The sequence below is a fragment of the Rhizobium sp. BK060 genome (genome assembly GCF_014193145.1).
Classification (GTDB): domain Bacteria; phylum Pseudomonadota; class Alphaproteobacteria; order Rhizobiales; family Rhizobiaceae; genus Rhizobium.
The window spans coordinates 256,551-273,941 of sequence record NZ_JACHYW010000004.1; the positions used below are offsets into that span (position 1 = coordinate 256,551).

The 17,391-nt window shown below is 59.8% G+C and carries 16 protein-coding genes; 7 read left to right on the top strand and 9 right to left on the bottom strand.

Annotation, left to right across the window (positions count from 1 at the left end; genetic code table 11):
• The first annotated feature begins 12 nt into the window (after positions 1-12).
• Positions 13-660, top strand: coding sequence for a Crp/Fnr family transcriptional regulator (locus FHT71_RS06720; RefSeq protein WP_132588868.1), 648 nt, complete (start codon positions 13-15; stop codon positions 658-660).
• A 91-nt stretch (positions 661-751) separates the two neighbouring features.
• On the top strand, positions 752-1,912 hold the full coding sequence (locus tag FHT71_RS06725) for an aminotransferase (RefSeq protein ID WP_132588716.1): 1,161 nt from the start codon (positions 752-754) through the stop codon (positions 1,910-1,912).
• A gap of 60 nt (positions 1,913-1,972) precedes the next feature.
• Here the strand turns inward: FHT71_RS06725 and FHT71_RS06730 are convergent, their stop codons facing one another.
• The 6 genes from FHT71_RS06730 to FHT71_RS06755 form a co-directional block, all read right to left on the bottom strand.
• Positions 1,973-3,079 (bottom strand): Gfo/Idh/MocA family oxidoreductase, encoded by a 1,107-nt coding sequence (locus FHT71_RS06730; RefSeq protein WP_007790161.1) that lies wholly within the window; start codon positions 3,077-3,079, stop codon positions 1,973-1,975.
• An 11-nt stretch (positions 3,080-3,090) separates the two neighbouring features.
• Positions 3,091-3,876: a ThuA domain-containing protein gene (locus FHT71_RS06735; RefSeq protein WP_132588715.1), complete on the bottom strand. Its 786-nt coding sequence runs from the start codon at positions 3,874-3,876 to the stop codon at positions 3,091-3,093.
• A gap of 71 nt (positions 3,877-3,947) precedes the next feature.
• Positions 3,948-4,976: an ABC transporter ATP-binding protein gene (locus FHT71_RS06740; protein WP_132588714.1), complete on the bottom strand. Its 1,029-nt coding sequence runs from the start codon at positions 4,974-4,976 to the stop codon at positions 3,948-3,950.
• 12 nt (positions 4,977-4,988) lie between these two features.
• Positions 4,989-5,819, bottom strand: coding sequence for a carbohydrate ABC transporter permease (locus FHT71_RS06745; protein ID WP_132588713.1), 831 nt, complete (start codon positions 5,817-5,819; stop codon positions 4,989-4,991).
• Positions 5,819-6,805 carry a sugar ABC transporter permease gene (locus FHT71_RS06750; protein ID WP_007790167.1) on the bottom strand — a complete coding sequence of 329 codons (987 nt, stop codon included), beginning with the start codon at positions 6,803-6,805 and terminating at the stop codon, positions 5,819-5,821. The genes FHT71_RS06745 and FHT71_RS06750 overlap by 1 nt, the downstream gene beginning before the upstream one ends.
• 85 nt (positions 6,806-6,890) lie before the next feature.
• A complete protein-coding gene (locus tag FHT71_RS06755) occupies positions 6,891-8,156 on the bottom strand; it encodes an ABC transporter substrate-binding protein (protein ID WP_007789254.1) in 1,266 nt (421 codons plus the stop codon).
• Positions 8,157-8,469: 313 nt separating this feature from the next.
• On the opposite strand from FHT71_RS06755, the gene FHT71_RS06760 reads away from it, so the two are divergent.
• Positions 8,470-9,495, top strand: a complete 1,026-nt coding sequence (locus tag FHT71_RS06760) for a substrate-binding domain-containing protein (protein WP_132588712.1) — start codon at positions 8,470-8,472, stop codon at positions 9,493-9,495.
• 324 nt (positions 9,496-9,819) lie between these two features.
• Here the strand turns inward: FHT71_RS06760 and FHT71_RS06765 are convergent, their stop codons facing one another.
• Positions 9,820-10,836 (bottom strand): NAD-dependent epimerase/dehydratase family protein, encoded by a 1,017-nt coding sequence (locus FHT71_RS06765; RefSeq protein ID WP_210294084.1) that lies wholly within the window; start codon positions 10,834-10,836, stop codon positions 9,820-9,822.
• A 281-nt stretch (positions 10,837-11,117) separates the two neighbouring features.
• On the opposite strand from FHT71_RS06765, the gene FHT71_RS06770 reads away from it, so the two are divergent.
• The 4 genes from FHT71_RS06770 to ligD all read left to right on the top strand — a co-directional run bounded on the left by FHT71_RS06770 (position 11,118) and on the right by ligD (position 15,247).
• On the top strand, positions 11,118-11,474 hold the full coding sequence (locus tag FHT71_RS06770) for a hypothetical protein (protein ID WP_132595233.1): 357 nt from the start codon (positions 11,118-11,120) through the stop codon (positions 11,472-11,474).
• Between the two features lie 149 nt (positions 11,475-11,623).
• On the top strand, positions 11,624-11,893 hold the full coding sequence (locus FHT71_RS06775) for a hypothetical protein (RefSeq protein ID WP_007789260.1): 270 nt from the start codon (positions 11,624-11,626) through the stop codon (positions 11,891-11,893).
• 10 nt (positions 11,894-11,903) lie between these two features.
• A complete protein-coding gene (locus tag FHT71_RS06780; protein ID WP_132595231.1) occupies positions 11,904-12,731 on the top strand; it encodes a Ku protein in 828 nt (275 codons plus the stop codon).
• 2 nt (positions 12,732-12,733) lie between these two features.
• Complete coding sequence (gene ligD, locus FHT71_RS06785) at positions 12,734-15,247, top strand: DNA ligase D (RefSeq protein WP_183719317.1); 2,514 nt, start codon at positions 12,734-12,736, stop codon at positions 15,245-15,247.
• Positions 15,248-15,268: 21 nt separating this feature from the next.
• Here ligD and FHT71_RS06790 read toward each other — a convergent pair whose 3' ends face one another.
• Together FHT71_RS06790 and FHT71_RS06795 are read right to left on the bottom strand one after the other, a co-directional pair.
• Complete coding sequence (locus FHT71_RS06790; protein WP_132595227.1) at positions 15,269-16,078, bottom strand: Ku protein; 810 nt, start codon at positions 16,076-16,078, stop codon at positions 15,269-15,271.
• Positions 16,079-16,206: 128 nt separating this feature from the next.
• Complete coding sequence (locus tag FHT71_RS06795) at positions 16,207-17,295, bottom strand: DNA topoisomerase IB (RefSeq protein ID WP_348649293.1); 1,089 nt, start codon at positions 17,293-17,295, stop codon at positions 16,207-16,209.
• Positions 17,296-17,391 lie beyond the last annotated feature (96 nt).

Below are 17,391 nucleotides of genomic sequence, written 5' to 3' on the forward strand. Positions count from 1 at the left end.
CGCCACAAGGGCATGTGCGGCGCACTCAGCGCCGACGAGTTGCTAGCGCTTTCCGCGCATACCCGCCTGGTCAATCATGAAGCTGGCGATGAGTTGGCCGGCGAGAAGATGCCGGCCGAATCCTACGCCACCGTGATCCGCGGGGTCGTGAAGCTTACGAAGACGCTGGAGGACGGGCGCCAGCAAATCGTCGGCTTGCAGTTCGCGCCTGATCTTCTCGGCAGGCTGAATGCGGACGAGAATGCCGTGTCGGTGGAGGCGGCTTCTGACGTCAATCTCTGTCGCGTTCCGAAGGCTGCGCTGGAGCGCATGGTCAAGAATAACCCGGCGCTTGCCGGACACCTCATGGCACAGACGCTGCGCGAGCTGGACGAAGCGCGGGACTGGATGGTGACGCTCGGACGCAAGACGGCGGCGGAGAAGGTCGCGAGTTTTCTGTTGCTGATCGCGACCCATCTCGATCCCGAGGCTGTGGGAAAAAAGCGCCAATTCGACCTGCCGCTGTCGCGAGCCGATATTGCCGATTTCCTGGGGCTGACGATCGAGACGGTCTCCCGCCAGATGTCGAAACTGAAAGCTGATGGCGTGATCTCGATCATCGCCAACAGACATATCAAGGTGCCGAAGTTATCGAAACTCAAGGCCTGCTGCGGTTCGTGAAGATCCCTGTGCGACATTCTTGAATGCATGTTGCCGAGCAGGCCCATTCCGTGCAGGAGTGACGGTTCACCTCGTTCGATAAGAGATCTGCATGTCTGCCTTTGCCAATCCGCTTGTTTCCCGCCTGTCTCCGCCACCCATTCCCTCGGTTCTTGCCTGGGCTCGCGAGTACAAGGGCGCCAAGGGGTCCCCGGTCGATCTTTCGCAGGCGGTGCCCGGCTATCCAGCCCATCCCGAAATGCTGCGGTTGCTTGGCGAAGCGGCATCTTCGCCAAAGACGACGGGCTATGGTCCGATCGAAGGTGAGGGCGTGCTGAGAGACGTCTATGCCCAGCATATGTCTGATGTCTATGGGGCGTCGGTTTCCGCCGCCAACATTCATATCACCGCGGGCTGCAACCAAGCCTTCATGTCAGCGGCAATCGCGCTTGCCGGCGCGGGCGATACGGTGGCGCTGACCAATCCGTTCTATTTCAATCAAGAGACGACGCTGTCGATGCTCGGCATCAAGCGTGTATTGGTCGACTGCGACGCGCAAAATGGCTTCCTGCCCGAGGTTCAGTCGGCAAAAAGGGCTCTGGTCGGCGGCGCCAAGGTGCTGGCGGTCGTGACGCCGAACAATCCGACGGGGGCGATCTATCCGCCTCAATTGCTGCTTGAGCTGTTCACGCTCTGCCGCAAGCATGGGGCATGGCTGATCGTCGACGAGACCTACCGCGACTTCCTTCCCAAGGGCTACGGCGCTCCGCATCCGCTGCTGACGATCCCGGGCTGGGAAGACACGCTGATCCTGCTCTATAGCTTCTCGAAGTCCTTCTGCATTCCCGGCCATCGTCTTGGAGCGATTACGGCTGGGGTCAACGTCATCGCCGAGATCACCAAGGTGATGGACAACATGCAGATCTGCGCGCCGCGCGCCGCGCAGGTTGCCGTTGCCGCGGCGATGCCGATCCTTGCGGATTGGCGGGCGGAAAACCGCCTGGAGATCGCGCGCCGTGCCGATGCCTTGCGGGCCGTGATGTCGGGACTGCCAGGCTGGGAGATCGGCGCGGTCGGCGCCTATTTCGCGTTTATCCGCCATCCCTTCGAGGATCTCAGCTCAGCCGCTGTCGCAGAGCGTCTGGCGAAGGAAGCGGGCGTCGTTTGCCTGCCGGGAAGCTATTTCGGAAAAGGGCAGGAGCACTATCTCCGGCTCGCTTTCGCCAATGCCGATGCAACTTCGATCGGTCTGCTCGCAGATCGCCTACGGTAACTTCGAATGATGAAGGCCCGCATGAGCGGGCCTTTATCGCTTCCGGCTGGTTGCCTTGTGTCAAACGACGACCGTCAGCGGTGGTATCCGCTTGTCTGCTGGGTTATCCTGTTCAGAGGCCTCCAGCAGATTGAGCTCCCGCCGCTCCTTCTCCGACACGATCGCAAGGTCGATGACCTTCTGCAGGTTTGCGGCGTGGCGGAAGGTCGGGTCGTCCTGCTTTCCGGTTCTGACCGCTTCGGCAAAGCGCTGGTAATTTGTCAGCACTGCAGGGACCTCGATATCACGCCAAATAGCATTCTCGATGTCCTCGCCGAAGCAGCCGCGCAGTTCGGAACCGTCCGGACGATGGATCACTTCCAGGCTGCCCCTTTCGCCGTAGATACGAAGCTTCAGCTCGTTGAGATGGCCGGTCGCCCAACGGGTGGCGTGGATGACGCCGAGAGCACCGTTGGTGAAATCGACCGACATCGTGAAGCTGTCGTTGGCATCCAGCAGATACTCGCCAATCTGGCCGCCCGGTGCCTTGTTGAAGGTCTTCAGGCGGGCAAAGACGTGGTCGATATCGGTCGCTGCTCCATAGGCCGCGAAGTCGAGGATGTGGATGCCGACATCGCCGAGCACGCCGTTCGAGCCATGGCCGGTCGACAGACGCCACAGCCAACGCGATTCCGTGCGCCAGTCGCCCCAGGCGCGCGAGACCAGCCAGCTTTGCAGGTAGGAGGCCTCGACGTGACGGATGGTGCCGAGTTCACCGGCCAGCACCATTTCGCGGGCGCGCTGCAGCGGAGCCACGTTGCGATAGGTGAGGTTGACCATGTTGATGACGCCGGCAGCTTCCGCGGCCTCCGTCATCTCCAGCGCATCGGCGTAGTGCTCCGCCAGCGGCTTTTCGCAAAACACATGCTTGCCGGCGGCGATCAGCGCCAGACTGGTCGGGTGGTGGATACGATCCGGCGTTACGTTGGTGGCCGCGTCGAATTCACCCCAGGCGATCGCTTCCTCGAGCGTCTGGAAACGCTTCTCGATGTGGAAGTGATCGGCAAATTCGGCAAGGCGCGCCGGGTCGGTATCGACGGCGCCGACCACTTCCACGCCATCGATGGCGAGGAAGTTGGTAACCTGGTTTTTGGCCATCGTGCCTGTGCCAAGAACGAGTAGTCGCATATGTGTGCTCCTCAGCGGTAACCGGCTTCGCCGGCCTGATGCAGCCGCGGGCCGCGTTCGACGATGGGCTCGAGGGCCTTTTCGACCGGAACATTCGGGGCATCGGTGATGCTCTTCAGATCGCCCTGCGGGTTATAGGCCCATTTCACGCCGTTGATGAGTACCTTCTGAACGTTGGCATCATGATAGGTCGGATAGGTTTCATGGCCAGGGCGGAAGTAGAAAATGTTACCAGCCCCGCGGCGCCAGGTCAGGCCCGAGCGGAAGACTTCGCCGCCCTGGAACCAGGAGATGAAGACCGTTTCGAGCGGCTCCGGCACCGAGAACTGCTCGCCGTACATTTCCTCGTTCTCCAGCACGAAGTTTTCGTCGAGGCCGGCTGCGATCGGGTGGCGCGGGTTGATCGTCCAAAGACGCTCGCGCTCGCCGGCCTCGCGCCACTTCAGCGCGCAGGGCGTGCCCATCAGGCGCTTGAAGATCTTCGAGAAGTGGCCGGAATGCAGCACGAGGAGGCCCATGCCTTCCCAGACGCGCTTGGCGACGCGTTCGACGACGACGTCGGAAACGGCGCCGTGGTCCTTGTGGCCCCACCAGGTGAGCACGTCGGTTTCGGCGAGGCGCGCCTCGGTCAGGCCGTGTTCCGGCTCCTGCAGCGTCGCTGTCGTCGCACTGATACCAGGATCGGTGTTCAGCGCATTGGCGATGGTGGTGTGCATGCCTTCGGGATAGATGCCCCGAACGATGGCATTGGTTGTTTCGTGGATGTTTTCACCCCAGACAATGGTACGAATAGCCAAGTTGCTGCTCCTTCATGCGATAGCGGACCGAAACCGATGGGAAAGCGGTCGGATCCTGTGGTTTGATGGTGTCAGGCCGCGCCTTTGAGGGGCATCCTCTCGAGCGCGCGTCCGGATTGGTCGAAGCGGTGAACGTAGCCCTGAACCGGTGCGACGCCGAGTTTCTGGCCGGGTTGATGGCTCGATACGCCCGTTTCGCGAACGACGAGCGGTTCCGGTATGCCGATGTCTAGATAGACGAAACTATCCGAGCCGAGGATTTCGGAATGGATGACGGTTCCCGTCCAGGCGGGCGCCTGCTGGACGATCTCGATGTGTTCGGCCCGCACGCCGATGGTGTGGGCGTTGTAAGGTGCCGAAAATTCGCCCGTCAGAAAATTCATCTTCGGCGAACCGATGAAGCCGGCGACGAAAACGGAATTCGGTGTCTCGTAGAGTTCAAGCGGGGTGCCGACCTGTTCGACAACGCCGTCGCGGAGCACGCAGATGCGGTCGGCAAGCGTCATTGCCTCGACTTGGTCGTGGGTGACGTAGATCATCGTCGTGCCGTGCATGCTGCGGTGAAGCTTTGCGATCTCCAGCCGCGTTGCGACGCGCAGAGCGGCATCTAGATTCGATAGGGGCTCGTCGAACAGGAACACCTTGGGGTCGCGGACGATGGCGCGACCGATCGCGACACGCTGGCGCTGACCACCCGACAGTTGACGTGGCAGACGCTCCAGATAAGGCGACAGCTGCAGCATGCCGGCTGCCTGCTCGACGCGGGCCTTGCACTCGTCCTTGGTGCGTCCCGACAGCTTCATGCCGAAGGCCATGTTCTCGAACACGGTCATATGCGGATAGAGCGCATAGGATTGGAAGACCATGGCAATGCCGCGCTTCGAAGGAGCGTAGCGGTTCACCGCCTCGCCATCGAAGGAAAGCGTGCCCGAGGTGATGTCCTCTAACCCGGAGATCAACCGCAGCAGCGTGGACTTGCCGCAGCCGGACGGGCCGACGAAAACCATGAATTCGCCCTTGCGGATATCAAGCGAGACGCCCTTGATGACGTCAAGCGCACCGAAGCTCTTGCGGATATTATCGAGTCGAATCTGTGCCATATCGTGCTTTCTTCAACCTTTGACACCGCCGGCTGTCAGGCCGGAGATGATGCGCCGCTGGAATATCAGGACCAGGACAACGACAGGTACCGTGACGATGACGGAGGCTGCCATGATGTTGCCCCATGGGATTTCAAACTGGCTGCCGCCCGAAAGCAGGGCGATGGCAACCGGCACTGTTCGCTGAGCGTCCGATGAGGTGAAGGTTAGGGCGAAGAGGAATTCATTCCAGGCCGTAATGAAGGCGAGCAGCCCCGTCGTCACCAGAGCCGGCCACATCAGCGGCATGAAGACCTGGGTGATGATGACCCAGGGCGAGGCGCCGTCAACGATTGCCGCTTCCTCGATTTCGATCGGCAGATCGCGCATGAAGGTGGTCAGCACCCAGACCGTGAAGGGCAGGGTAAAGATCATGTAGGAGAAGATCAGCGCGAAAGGCGTGTTGAAGATGCCGATCCAGCGGATCAGCTCGAAAAGGCCGGCAAGCACCGCGATCTGTGGGAACATCGAGACCGACAGGATCGTCAGCATCAGGAGCGCGCGGCCGCGGAAATTGACGCGGGCAAGCGCATAGGATGCGGTGACGGCGAGCAGCAGCGAGGCTGCGACGACGAGGATGGCAACCAGTAGGGAGTTGCCGAGGCTGCGGATGAAGCTGCCTGTGGTGAGGACCGTCGTGTAGTTGGTGAGCGAGATCGAGGTCGGCCAGTAGTTGACCTCGAAGAGGGCGGTGCCGGCTTTGAAGCTCGTCAGGATCGCATAGTAGAACGGAAAGACCGCGACGATGACGATAACGGTGACGAGCAGGTAGAAGAGCGTGTTCTTGGTCAGGGTCAGCAGCATCAGCGATCGCTCCCACCGAGTTTGACGCGACCAAGCCACATGTAGAGCACGGTGATCGTCGCGATGATCAGGAAGAGCACCGTCGAGGCTGTCGCCCCATAGGCGAACTTGTCGAAGTCGAAGAGATTTTCGCGCGCCATGACGGACATGGTCTTGGTCTGCGCATTGTTCGGCGTCAGCACGTAGATGAGGTCGAAGATGCGCATCGCGTCCAGCATACGGAAGATCACGGCGACCATGATGGCCGGGCGAACCAGCGGCAGCGTCAGCCGCCAGAAGACGCGGATCGGGTTGATGCCGTCGATCTTGGCCGCCTCGTAGATATCGGCGGGGACCATCTGCAGCCCGGCGAGAATAAGCAGTGCCATGAAGGGCGTTGTCTTCCAGATGTCGACGATGAGGACCGCGACCATCGCGGTGTCGGGATTGGCCGTCCAGGCGATCTTCTGACTGATCAGCCCGAGGCCGAGCAGGATATCGTTCAGGATGCCGAACTGGTCGTTGAGCATCCACGCCCACATCTTGGCGGAAACGATCGTCGGGATCGCCCAGGGAATGAGAATGGCGGCGCGTACGATGCCACGACCGGGGAAATTCGCGTTCAACACCAGGGCGACAACAAGGCCGAGGATCGTTTCGATGGTCACCGACAGGAACGCGAACTTCATCGTGTTCCAGACCGCTTTCCACCAGTTCGGGTCGGCAAGCAGGCCACTATAGACAGTTCGCCCGCTCTTCAACGTGATCCAGGAGAGATAATTCTTGAAGCCGACAAACTGCGCGTCGCCGAGGCTCGTGAGCGATGCGTTCGTGAAGCTGAAATAGATCGTCCTGAAGAGAGGCCATCCGGCAACGACGGCCAGAATGAACAGGGTGGGGGCCAGAAACATCCAGGCGGAACGGACGCGCTCGGCGCGCAAGTCCGACGAGGTATTGACGGCGCGCGCTCGCGATCCGACGCTTTGGGAAACTGCGACTTCTGTCATGAGGTACCCGCTTCTTGAGGCGATTTGACGATGGCGTCTTCAGGGAAAGGCAGCGGCGGACGTCCGCCGCTGCCGATGCCGTCGATTACCAGTTCTCGCCCTTCAGCGTCGTCAGGTCGGCTTCGAGAAGCTCGAGGTTTTCTGCGGAGGTGCCGTTGCCCGAAAGCGAGTTGTGAACGGCGGTCCAGAACTTCGAGGAGACCTCGTTGTACTTGACCTTGGCGGATGCCGACGGCCGCGGAACGGCGTTCTGGAAGATCGGCTTCCAGTTCGGCATGAACGGCTGTGCGGCCGCGATGTCCTTGTCGTCATAAAGCGCCACAAGCGTCGGCAGGTTGGAGAGTTCGATCGCGCGCTGCTTCTGGCTTTCCTTGGAGGTCAGGAACTTGACGAGGGCAATCGCGGCGTCCTGGTTCTGCGAGTACTTGGAGACGGCAAGGTTCCAGCCGCCGAGCGTCGAGGACGGCGTGTCGCCCTCCTTGGCAACCGGAAGCGTCGTCACATCGAACTTGCCCTTGACGGCGCTGTCTCCACCATTGCCGAGAGCGTAAGCGTAGGGCCAGTTGCGCATGAAGACGGCATTGCCGGTCTGCCAGACGCCGCGGGACTCTTCTTCCTGGTAGGCCAGCACGCCGCCGGGCGAGATCGTTCCGACCCACCCCTTGGCGCGGTCAAGCGCTGCTGCTGCGTTTTCGTTGTTGATGGAGATCGTGCCATCGGCTTCGATGATCTGGCCGCCGCCCGACGATTTCACCCATTCGAGCGCGTTGCAGGTCAGGCCTTCATAGGCGTTGCCCTGGAAGACATAGCCCCACAGATCCTTCTGGCCGGCAGCGCGTTCCTTCTCCTGGATTTCCTTGGCGGTCGCCGCCATTTCGTCCCAGGTCTTCGGCGGCTGCTTGCCGTACTTGTCGAGCAGGTCCTTGCGGTAGAAGAGCGCCGGCGCATCGGTATAGAGCGGCATGGCGACGAGGCGACCGTTCACGGTCTGCGAGGCGATGATCGACGGGAAGAAATCGCCGACGACGTCCTTTGCCGCATCCTTCAGATCGACGAACTGGTCGGCAAGCTGCGGCGCCCAGATGACGTCCGTCTGATAGACGTCGACGTCCTTGTTGCCGGCGGCGAGCCAGAGGCGATACTGCGAAAACTGTTCAGTGGACGACGACGGCATGGTCACGATGCTGACCTTGTTGCCGGTCGCCTTCTCGAAGGCATCGAGCTGCTTGCGGAACAGGTCGAGATTCTTGCCGGTCGAGCTTGCGGAAATGCTGATATCGGCCGCGAACGAGGGCTGTGCGATACCGATCAGCGCGGCCGCGACGGCGACCGCTGTGAAACGAAACGTCATATCTTCCTCCCAAAAGAACCAAACATTGGAAAAATTGAAAACGGTTTGGCTGGAAAAAACTGTCAGAAGCTCGATATTGAGTCAAGCGGGTGCTCGTGTCAAAGTCGTACAACCGCGATCAAATATTGATAGCAAAGCAAAATCATAGGGATGCCGCTGAATTCGGTTGTGGGAAAAGAGCAGGATCTCCGGCCGAGGAATATCTAAAATTGAAAACGGTTTGGCTGTTTGTATGCTGCTATGCTTAGGCCATAAGGGAAGACAGCATTTGCTGGCGCAGCCGGCTGGATCAGCACGAAAGACGCAATGTCGCATGAAGCTTAAAGAGTTCGCGAAACAAGTGGGATTGTCCCCCACAACAGTCAGTCGTGCCCTGAGTGGCTATCCCGAGGTGAGTGAGACGACACGCGCGCGTGTTGCGGAAGCCGCCGTCAGGTTGGGTTACAGTCCGAACGTCAATGCTGTGCGGCTGAAGACCGGCCGGGCCGGGGCAATCGGCGTGGTGATGGGGCGTGCCGGCGAATTCCACTTCGCCGAGTTCATGGCCGGCATGGCGGAGCGACTGGTCGCGGATGAGACCGACATTCTCGTCATCCCGATGGCGGATCCGAATCATGAAGACGAGATGCAGCTCTACCGGCGACTCGTGGAGAGCCGGCGCGTCGATGCGATCATCGTCCACTCGCCCAAGCCCAACGATGAGCGCATTGCGCTGCTCCACGAACTCGGCATGCCGTTTCTTGTGCATGGCCGATCTGCCATCGACGTGCCGCATGCCTGGCTCGACATCGATAACGAAGGTGCGATCAAGCGGGCAACATCGCATTTGATCGATCTCGGTCATCGGCGCATTGCCATGATCAACGGGCGGCCGGGCGCGACCTATGCCCTTCATCGAGACAGTGGCTTCCGCAAGGCTCTCCAGAGCCACGGTATCGAGCCTGATCCGCAGCTGATGGCGAGTGGAAACTTCACCGACGAGCTTGGCTTCCGATTCGCACGCTCTTTCCTCGAACAGCCCAACCCGCCAACGGCCTTCGTTGCGGGATCAATGATGACGGCGCTCGGCGTTTATCGTGCGGCTCGGTCGCTGGGGCTTCAGATTGGCCGGGATGTCTCGGTCATCGCGCATGACGATGTCTTTCCATATCTGACTGCAGACAACATGGTGCCGTCGCTTTCGGCAACGCGGTCGTCTATGCGTGCGGCGGGATCGCGATGTGCCGATCTCGTGCTGCAGCTGTTGTCAGGGCGGTCTCCGCTGGAGATCCACGAATTGTGGCCTGTCGAACTGATCCTGCGCGAATCGACGGGGCCGGCGAGGCAGTCCTTGTCCTGATGTTAATATCCGGATGCTGTGTTTACGGAGCGGGCTGCAGGTACAATATCGCGCGGTTTTCCGAAACGCTGGAAAGATGATTTCTGCGTCAGCGGAATTTCGGTGCTTGGTTGATTGAGCGGACGGCGCCAAAACCGCATATTGACAACGGTTGCTCACGCATGTCGGCCATCCTCCCGGTCGAGGAGCAACTGTTCCCTCTGGAGGTTCTTGACCTTCATACTCTAGCCACCGTGTAAAGCGGTGGCTTTTTTTTGGCATTAGTTCGCAAGTGCCGCAGAGACAGATCGTAGACCAGGCGGTCTCCCGGCTATCGCAGAAATACTAGTCGGCCAACGATTTGGTACCCTGTAACCTTAAGGCATCTTCATCTGACCGGTAGTCGAAATGGTCTCTTGGATATGCTGCTAACTGTGGCAGGTATTCGCGCCAATTATTGCTGTCTACGGTGTTAACAAGCCACCTTACCGTCGGTTCAACAGACTGGGCATAGGTCATCGCCGCTGTTGCCGCCGCTGAACAAATCATAGGGCTAGGGATTGACCAAGGGGTCGCGCCAAGCTCTGGAGGGTATGACGCCGTCTCAGGCAGACCCATTAGCTCTGCCTGCACGCCCATCACATTCATGATCGCGCGACCGATCTCTGAAACGGCAGGGCTATCCGCATCGGAGACGTTTGCAACGGCTGGCAATTTTCCGGCCATTGCTTTCAAAATCGCGTCAGCGATGGCGAAAACAGATGTGGTTTGGAAACGGCTACGTCCCTGATACGCCAGCGGAATAACGGCTCTACCGTCCAACAACCTTTTCACGAACCACCATTCCCGTGCGTGCTTGCTTTGAGGTCCATGAATGGCGCAAGGACGCAGAATAGTAACCGGGCATGACGCGCCCGTTAGAAGCTTATTTTCCATCGCGACTTTGCGTGTCGAGTAGGTTTTAGAACCGGGGGCAACGGTTGGGCTTTGCTCATTAAGCGGTAATTCGAAAACTGGAAATCCGCATTCGAAGGCCTCATCGAGTGTTCGCCCATCGTTGTCGCAATAGACACTTGCACTTGAAATCGCAACGATCCGTCCTGCCGCGCGGCCCGCCTGTATAAGGCACTCGGCGTCACGTTCGTCGAATGCAACGCACGAGAGCAGCAAATCGGTCCTGTCGCCAACAATTGCGGTCAGCTTTTGAGTATCACGCGCGTCAACTTCGACATGGTTGCAGTCGCGCATCAAAGCCGCAGGAGAACGACTCAAAGCCGTGACGCGCCATCCTTCTCGGAGTAGGCTCTGTCCTACCGCTTGGCCAATCTGGCCCGTTCCGCCGACGATCACAGCTTGTCGCATTGGATTCACCAGAGTTCGCAACATCACCAGCTTAGAGACAGGTGGCTCCACTACAAACTAAAATCACGACGTCGCCACATTGCCGCAAAAGGTAGTATGACCAGCTGACTTTTCCGCTCCGTAAGTGACCGCAGTCGGCGCAATGGCCGCCGTCAGCCTCGCAAGATGGCCGGTCGCATTTGATTGTTCCGTATTTTGTGCCCATCGCCCTGCCGAAGCACCTCGGAACATTCGCTTGTGGCTCCCGTTTTCCCTGAAGGAAAGAGCTGAAGGAGAGCGTCATGCAGATTGTCGGCACACAGGTGGTTCCCGAAATGGGCGGCAAGCTGGGCTTCACGGTGGAATTCGTAGGCGACGGCGGGGAGGTGGTTTCCGTGCTGTTGCGCAATGACGAGACGCAATCCGTCAACTCAAGGAATGCAGTCGAATTGGCCAAGGCGGTCATGTTGGAGATGGCTGCCGCCGAGGCCGGTGACGTCAACTCTGATGGACCGACGGCGCGGTTGAGCGCCCGTGCAGCAGGCGATCGCAACGCCATAGAAGAACAGCTCGATGAGGGATTGGAAGGCACATTTCCGGCGAGCGATCCGGTTTCGGCAACCGGCTCCACGATCTCGAGGGGGCCAGCAAAACATTGAGAGGGCAAGGAGAAGATCGTTTCATCTGCTGTGCTGCGCTTCCAGGGTTGCCATCGACGCAAAAAAGAGCGCCAAACCCGCGGGGTCCCGGAACTTTTTCGCCTCCAATCTGTTGAATCCTCTCGTTGCAAACGCGGGCGGGTGATCACGTGCCTCACATCCGAAAGATCGATCGCAAGAGCGGGCAGATAGATGCCCGAGACCGGCTGATTATTGCGCTCTACGCGCAGCTCAAGGCCGAACGCCAGACCCGCGAAACTCTTGAATGGGTGATCCGCAACGGAGGACTGTCGAAGGATGTGCTCGAAGCTATCGCTGCCGACCCGGTTCCGGTGGTGACGAGCGACGATGTCGCATCCGTTGAGAAGATCATAGCCTTGGACGAAAGGCGCCGGCGTAAACTGCAGAACGACAACTGAGGGGAATGTCATGGCAGCTCGGGCAAGCTGGAAAGGCCATCTGAAGGTCGGGGACCTCGTGTGCGGCGTGGGACTATATACCGCCGTGTCCACATCGGACCGCATCTCATTCAACATCATCAACCGCAAGACCGGTCATCGCGTAGAGCGGCAGTTCGTCGACAGCGAGACCGGCAAGGCCGTTGAACGCGATGATCAGGTCAAGGGATACCAGCTGGACAACGGCGAATACATCGTGATCGAGGGCGATGAGATTGCCGGCGTCATGCCGGAGAGCGACAAAGTGCTGAACGTCCAGAACTTCGTGCCCTACAACGAAATCAACAAGCTCTATTTCGATAAGCCCTACTATCTGGCGCCGGCGGGCGACGATGACGAGGAGGCGCTCGGGCTGATCGCTCGGGCGATGCGCGATCAGAGGGTTGCGGCGATCGCAGAGGCGGTGCTTTTCCGCCGCAACCGCACGGTCCTGATCCGGCCGCAGGACGACCATGTCGTCGCGACGACGTTGAGCTTCGACTACGAGGTCCGCAAGCCGGATACGGTCTTCAAGGATATTCCGGAGATGAAGTTCGATGAGGAAATGCTCGAACTAGCCGGCCATATCATCGGCACGAAAAAGGGCACCTTCAATCCACAGGAGTATGACGATCGCTACGAGATGGCGCTTTCGGAGCTGGTGAAGGCGAAAATCGAGGGCAGGGAGCTGCCGAAAGCGAAGCCAAAGCCTCAGGGCAAGGTCATCGATCTCATGGATGCCCTGCGTCAGAGCGCCAAGCTGAGTGCTAAGCCACGGGCCGGCAAGCGCGCCGCTAGCGGGCAGACGAAGGCGAGCTAACCATGGCTCTGGAGGCCTATCAGGCAAAACGCAATTTCCAGGTAACGCCCGAGCCGCGGGGGAGCCGGCGTGGCGGCAAGTCTCCAGTACCAGCAGCGCTTAGCTTCGTCGTTCAGAAACACGATGCGACGAGACTTCACTATGACTTCCGGCTTGAGCTCGATGGCGTGCTGAAGAGCTGGGCCGTCACTCGCGGGCCAAGCCTCAATCCTGATGAAAAGCGGCTTGCCGTTCACGTCGAGGACCATCCGCTGGACTATGGCGACTTCGAAGGCATCATCCCGAAGGGGCAATATGGTGGCGGCACGGTGCTCGTTTGGGATCGGGGCACCTGGACGCCGAATGGCGATCCGCACAAGGGCTACAAAAAGGGCCACATGGAGTTCGACCTCGACGGAGAGAAGCTTTGCGGTCGCTGGCACCTCGTTCGCATGCACGGCAAACCGGGTGAACGGCAGGAAAACTGGTTGCTCATCAAGGCAGAAGACGCGGAGGCTCGCCACAAAGGCGACATTCTCAAACAGCGGCCGGAATCGGTGAAAAGCGGCCGCAAGATCGAAGAGGTGGCCAAGCACCCTGACGCCACCTGGAACTCCCGACCCAAGGGCGCATCAAAGCCGGCCTCTGTGAAGCCTGTAGCGGCCCGGGCGAAGCCGAAACGACATGAGTGGCCGAAGGGCGCCGAAAAGGCCCCGATGCCTGCCTTTGTCGAGCCCGAGCTTGCCAAGCTCAAGGCCAAACCACCGTCGGGCGAAGAGTGGATCCACGAAATCAAGTTCGACGGATACCGGCTGCAGGTGCGGCTTGAGAACGGCAAGGCCGTGCTGTCGACGCGCGGTGGGCTCGACTGGACCGAAAAGTTCGGCCAGGAGATCGTTGACGCCTTCGCGGCACTGCCGGCCAAGTCGGCGATCATGGACGGAGAGATCGTCGTCGAGCGGGAAAGCGGCGCCTCCGATTTTTCGGCCCTCCAGAACGATCTCAGCGAAGGGCGTCACGATCGGTTCGTCTTTTACGCCTTTGATCTGCTCTATCTCGACGGATACGACCTGCAGAAAGCGCGGCTCACCAGACGTAAGGAGTTGCTGCAGGGGCTGCTGGCAGATGCTGACGGAGGGCTGCGCTACAGCGAGCATTTCGCCGAGAAGGGTGCCGTGGTGCTGGAGCATGCCCGCAAGCTCGGTCTCGAGGGCATTATTTCGAAAATGGCCGACAGCGAATATGTGTCCGGGCGCACCGGCGACTGGGTCAAATCGAAGTGCCTGCAGAGGCAGGAATTCGTAGTCGGCGGCTATGTGCCTTCGACCTCGATGAAGAATGCGATCGGCTCATTGGCGATGGGCGTCTACCGCAATGGCAAGCTGGAGCATGTGGGCCGGGTCGGAACAGGTTTCAGCGTCAATGTCGCGCACGAGCTCTATGAGACGCTGTCGGCGATGGAACAGAGAGAGAGTTCGTTCGACGATGAGCTCACCGCAGAGGAACGACGCGGGCTTGTTTATGTCACTCCGAAGCTTGTTGCCGAGGTCGAGTTTCAGGCATGGTCGGCGGACCACAATTTGCGGCACGCCGCGTTTCGTGGGTTAAGGGAAGACAAGGCGCCAGAGGATGTGATGCCCGAAGCAACAAATACAACTGCTCAGGAACTGCCTCAGTCCAAGGTCACGCTCACGCACCCGGATCGCATCTATTGGCCGGAGGAGGGCATCACAAAACAGGGGCTGGCCAGTTATTATGCGCGGGTGTGGCGCTTCATCGAACCCTACGTGACCAAGCGGCCGTTGGCGCTGCTGCGTTGTCCTGATGGTATCGGCGGGCAGCGGTTTTTCCAAAAGCATGCCTGGAAGGGCATGAACTCAAGCATCGAACAGATCACCGATCCGAAGGACAGAGGCGGCGAGAAATTGCTGCGCATAATGGACTTCGACGGGATGATTGCGCTTGTCCAATCCGCCGTGCTGGAGATCCATCCCTGGGGTGCCACGACAGCCAGCTGGGAACGACCCGACATGATCACCATGGATCTCGATCCGGCCGATGGTGTCAGCTGGACAGATGTGATCGCCGCCGCCAACGAGCTGAAGGAGCGTCTGGAAGCGGCCGGTCTCGCGGCCTTCGTCAAGACCTCCGGTGGCAAGGGACTGCATGTCGTGACGCCGCTGAAACCGAAGGCGAGCTGGGTTCAGGTCAAGGCCTTCGCCAAGGCACTCGCCGATGGCATGTCGAAAGATCAGCCGGACAAATATCTCGCGACCGCCACGAAGGCGAAGCGGACCGGCAAGATTTTCATCGACTACCTGCGCAATGGGCGCGGCAACACGGCAGTCGCCGCCTATTCGACGCGTGCGCGGCCGGGGGCTGCCGTCTCCATGCCGCTTGAGTGGAAAGAGTTGACCGAGGAAATAGGTCCGGCCTATTTCACGGTCGACAACGCGCCCGCGCGTCTCGATACCCTGAGAAGCGATCCGTGGGCGGACTTCTTTGCTGCCGCCGTCCCGCTCGAGAGGCGAAAATAACGGACTGCTAGTTGCGATGTCTCAGTGAGATTTCGGACGGCCTGTTTCCTTGGCGAGGCTCTTTTTCAGAGCGTCCATGATATTGACGACGTTGCCCGTCGGCCTCGGTGTCGGCCGCTTGGCGGATGGCGGTGTGGCTTTGACGAGGCTTTTCTGCTTCGCCCGGATCATCGCCCTCAGCCGTTTCTGGATCGGATCCTGCACCATGGCAGGCTGCCAGTCCTCGGTCCGGTCCTTCACCAGCTTCTTCATCATGGAGAGCACGGTGTCATCCACTTTGCTGTGGCTGTCCAGTGTCGCTGCCGGCGGGCGAACCTCGTCGCCGAAATGTAGCGTCCAGAGGATGATGCCCTTGCCCTGCGGCTCAAGCAGAACTGCCCGCTCGCGCCGGTAGAGAACAAGTCGGGCGATACCGACGACATCGTTTGCCTTCATCGACTCCCGGATCACGCAAAAAGCTTCGGTGCCGACCTTGTCCTCCGGGGTGAGAAAATGTGGTTTGTCGTACCAGATCCAGTCGATCGAGCCGCGCGGCACGAAGGTATCGATGTCGATCGTCTTCGTGCTTTCCAGCCCGACTTCATCGAGCTCCTTGTCCTCAAGAATGACATAGTCGTCTTCGCCGCGCGGATATCCCCGGGCTTGATCCTTATTGGCAATCGGCTTGTGGGTGACACTGTCGACGTAGCGGCTTTCGACGCGGTTCTTCGTCTTTCGGTTCAGGACATGAAATCGAAGCTGGTTGCTGTCTGTCGTCGCCGGTGTCAGCGATACCGCTGCGGTAACGAGTGACAGTTTGAGATAGCCCTTCCAATAGGTCTGACGTGCCATTTGCGCCCTGGCGCCCTGGCGCCATCTCCCGTGGCCGCATTCGCGGCAATTCCTCATAACGGCGTGAGCTGCAGTTTGGTTCCATTGCAAGCGTCGCGAAGCGTGCGCATACAGGGAAATAGTCGCTGTCAGCAGCCGTTGAGGCCTTTCAGCCAGCGTAGCACGGCGATTTCACCCTGATCCATCCAGCGCAGCAACCTGGCGTTTCTGCTCGGCCGGGCGCTAGCGAGCTTGGCCAGCTCGCCCGTTTCGAAGCTTTCGAACACCTTTGGATGGACGTAGGACGATCTGCATACGGCGCGCGTGTTGACGAGGCGTGCGGCAACCGCATCGATGACCTCGTTCATCTGTCGCGCGCGCCCAAGCCGGCTTTGCTCCGGTTCGAGCGCCGCAAGCCCTATCGCGGCCATTTGCGTTGCACCCCACGTGCGAAATTGCCGGGAGCTGAAATCGGCTCCGGATGCCTGTCTTATGTAGGCATTGACATCTTGCGACTGGATGGGATGGGAGGCGCCACGGTTGTCGATATACTGGAACAGCTGCTGGCCCGGCAGTTCCTGGAGCATGCGCACGGCGCGCGTGATGCGCCGGTCGCTGTGGCTGAGGCGCCATTCCTTCCCAGATTTGCCCTTGAAGCGGAAGTGAATGCTCGAGCCCGATATTTTCACATGCCTGTTGCGCAGCGTCGTCAGGCCGTAGGAGGCGTTTTCCGAAGCGTAGCTTGCATTGCCGACACGGATATAGAGATTATCCAGCAGCCAGACGATCGTCCCGAGCGCTTTGTCGAAATCGGGCGCCCGACGCCTGAGGTCGGAATCCACCTTCCTGCGGATTGCCGGGAGCGCCGAGCCGAAATCGGCAAGCCGCTCGAACTTGCTTCTGTCCCTCTCCGCAGTCCATTCGCGATGGTAACGATACTGCTTGCGGCCGCGTGCGTCGCGGCCGGTGGCCTGCAGGTGGGAATTCGGATCCGCGGAAATGAGAACCTCGGTATAGGCAGGCGGAATGGCTAAAGCCGAGATTCGCTCGAGTTCCGTCGGATCGCTGATGCGCGTGCCTTTGGTGTCGTAATAGAGAAATCCATTCTTGCCGGCTCGCCTCGTTATGCCGGTTTCCAGGTTCGCGACAAAGACCAGACCGCCGACTGCCGGTGGCTCGCTGAGCGCAGCCGCCAGTTTCTCGTCAAGTTCGCATTTATAGGTCGCTCTCTGGTCCACAGTGACCGGGAAACGCCGTTGCCCCCGGTAGGTTCCGATGCATTGATGGTAACTGTTAATACCTCCGCTGACGGCTGCCAGGAAGCCCGGTGAGCC

Excerpts from the sequence above, each read along its gene's own strand:
- FHT71_RS06765 (WP_210294084.1), bottom strand. The coding sequence starts at position 10,836 with ATGCGACAAGCTGTGATCGTCGGCGGAACGGGCCAGATTGGCCAAGCG.
- FHT71_RS06745 (WP_132588713.1), bottom strand. The coding sequence starts at position 5,819 with ATGCTGCTGACCCTGACCAAGAACACGCTCTTCTACCTGCTCGTCACC.
- FHT71_RS06750 (WP_007790167.1), bottom strand. The coding sequence starts at position 6,805 with ATGACAGAAGTCGCAGTTTCCCAAAGCGTCGGATCGCGAGCGCGCGCC.
- FHT71_RS06770 (WP_132595233.1), top strand. The coding sequence starts at position 11,118 with ATGCAGATTGTCGGCACACAGGTGGTTCCCGAAATGGGCGGCAAGCTG.
- FHT71_RS06730 (WP_007790161.1), bottom strand. The coding sequence starts at position 3,079 with ATGCGACTACTCGTTCTTGGCACAGGCACGATGGCCAAAAACCAGGTT.
- FHT71_RS06740 (WP_132588714.1), bottom strand. The coding sequence starts at position 4,976 with ATGGCACAGATTCGACTCGATAATATCCGCAAGAGCTTCGGTGCGCTT.
- FHT71_RS06780 (WP_132595231.1), top strand. The coding sequence starts at position 11,904 with ATGGCAGCTCGGGCAAGCTGGAAAGGCCATCTGAAGGTCGGGGACCTC.
- FHT71_RS06790 (WP_132595227.1), bottom strand. The coding sequence starts at position 16,078 with ATGGCACGTCAGACCTATTGGAAGGGCTATCTCAAACTGTCACTCGTT.
- FHT71_RS06725 (WP_132588716.1), top strand. The coding sequence starts at position 752 with ATGTCTGCCTTTGCCAATCCGCTTGTTTCCCGCCTGTCTCCGCCACCC.
- FHT71_RS06720 (WP_132588868.1), top strand. The coding sequence starts at position 13 with ATGTGCGGCGCACTCAGCGCCGACGAGTTGCTAGCGCTTTCCGCGCAT.
- FHT71_RS06760 (WP_132588712.1), top strand. The coding sequence starts at position 8,470 with ATGAAGCTTAAAGAGTTCGCGAAACAAGTGGGATTGTCCCCCACAACA.
- ligD (WP_183719317.1), top strand. The coding sequence starts at position 12,734 with ATGGCTCTGGAGGCCTATCAGGCAAAACGCAATTTCCAGGTAACGCCC.
- FHT71_RS06755 (WP_007789254.1), bottom strand. The coding sequence starts at position 8,156 with ATGACGTTTCGTTTCACAGCGGTCGCCGTCGCGGCCGCGCTGATCGGT.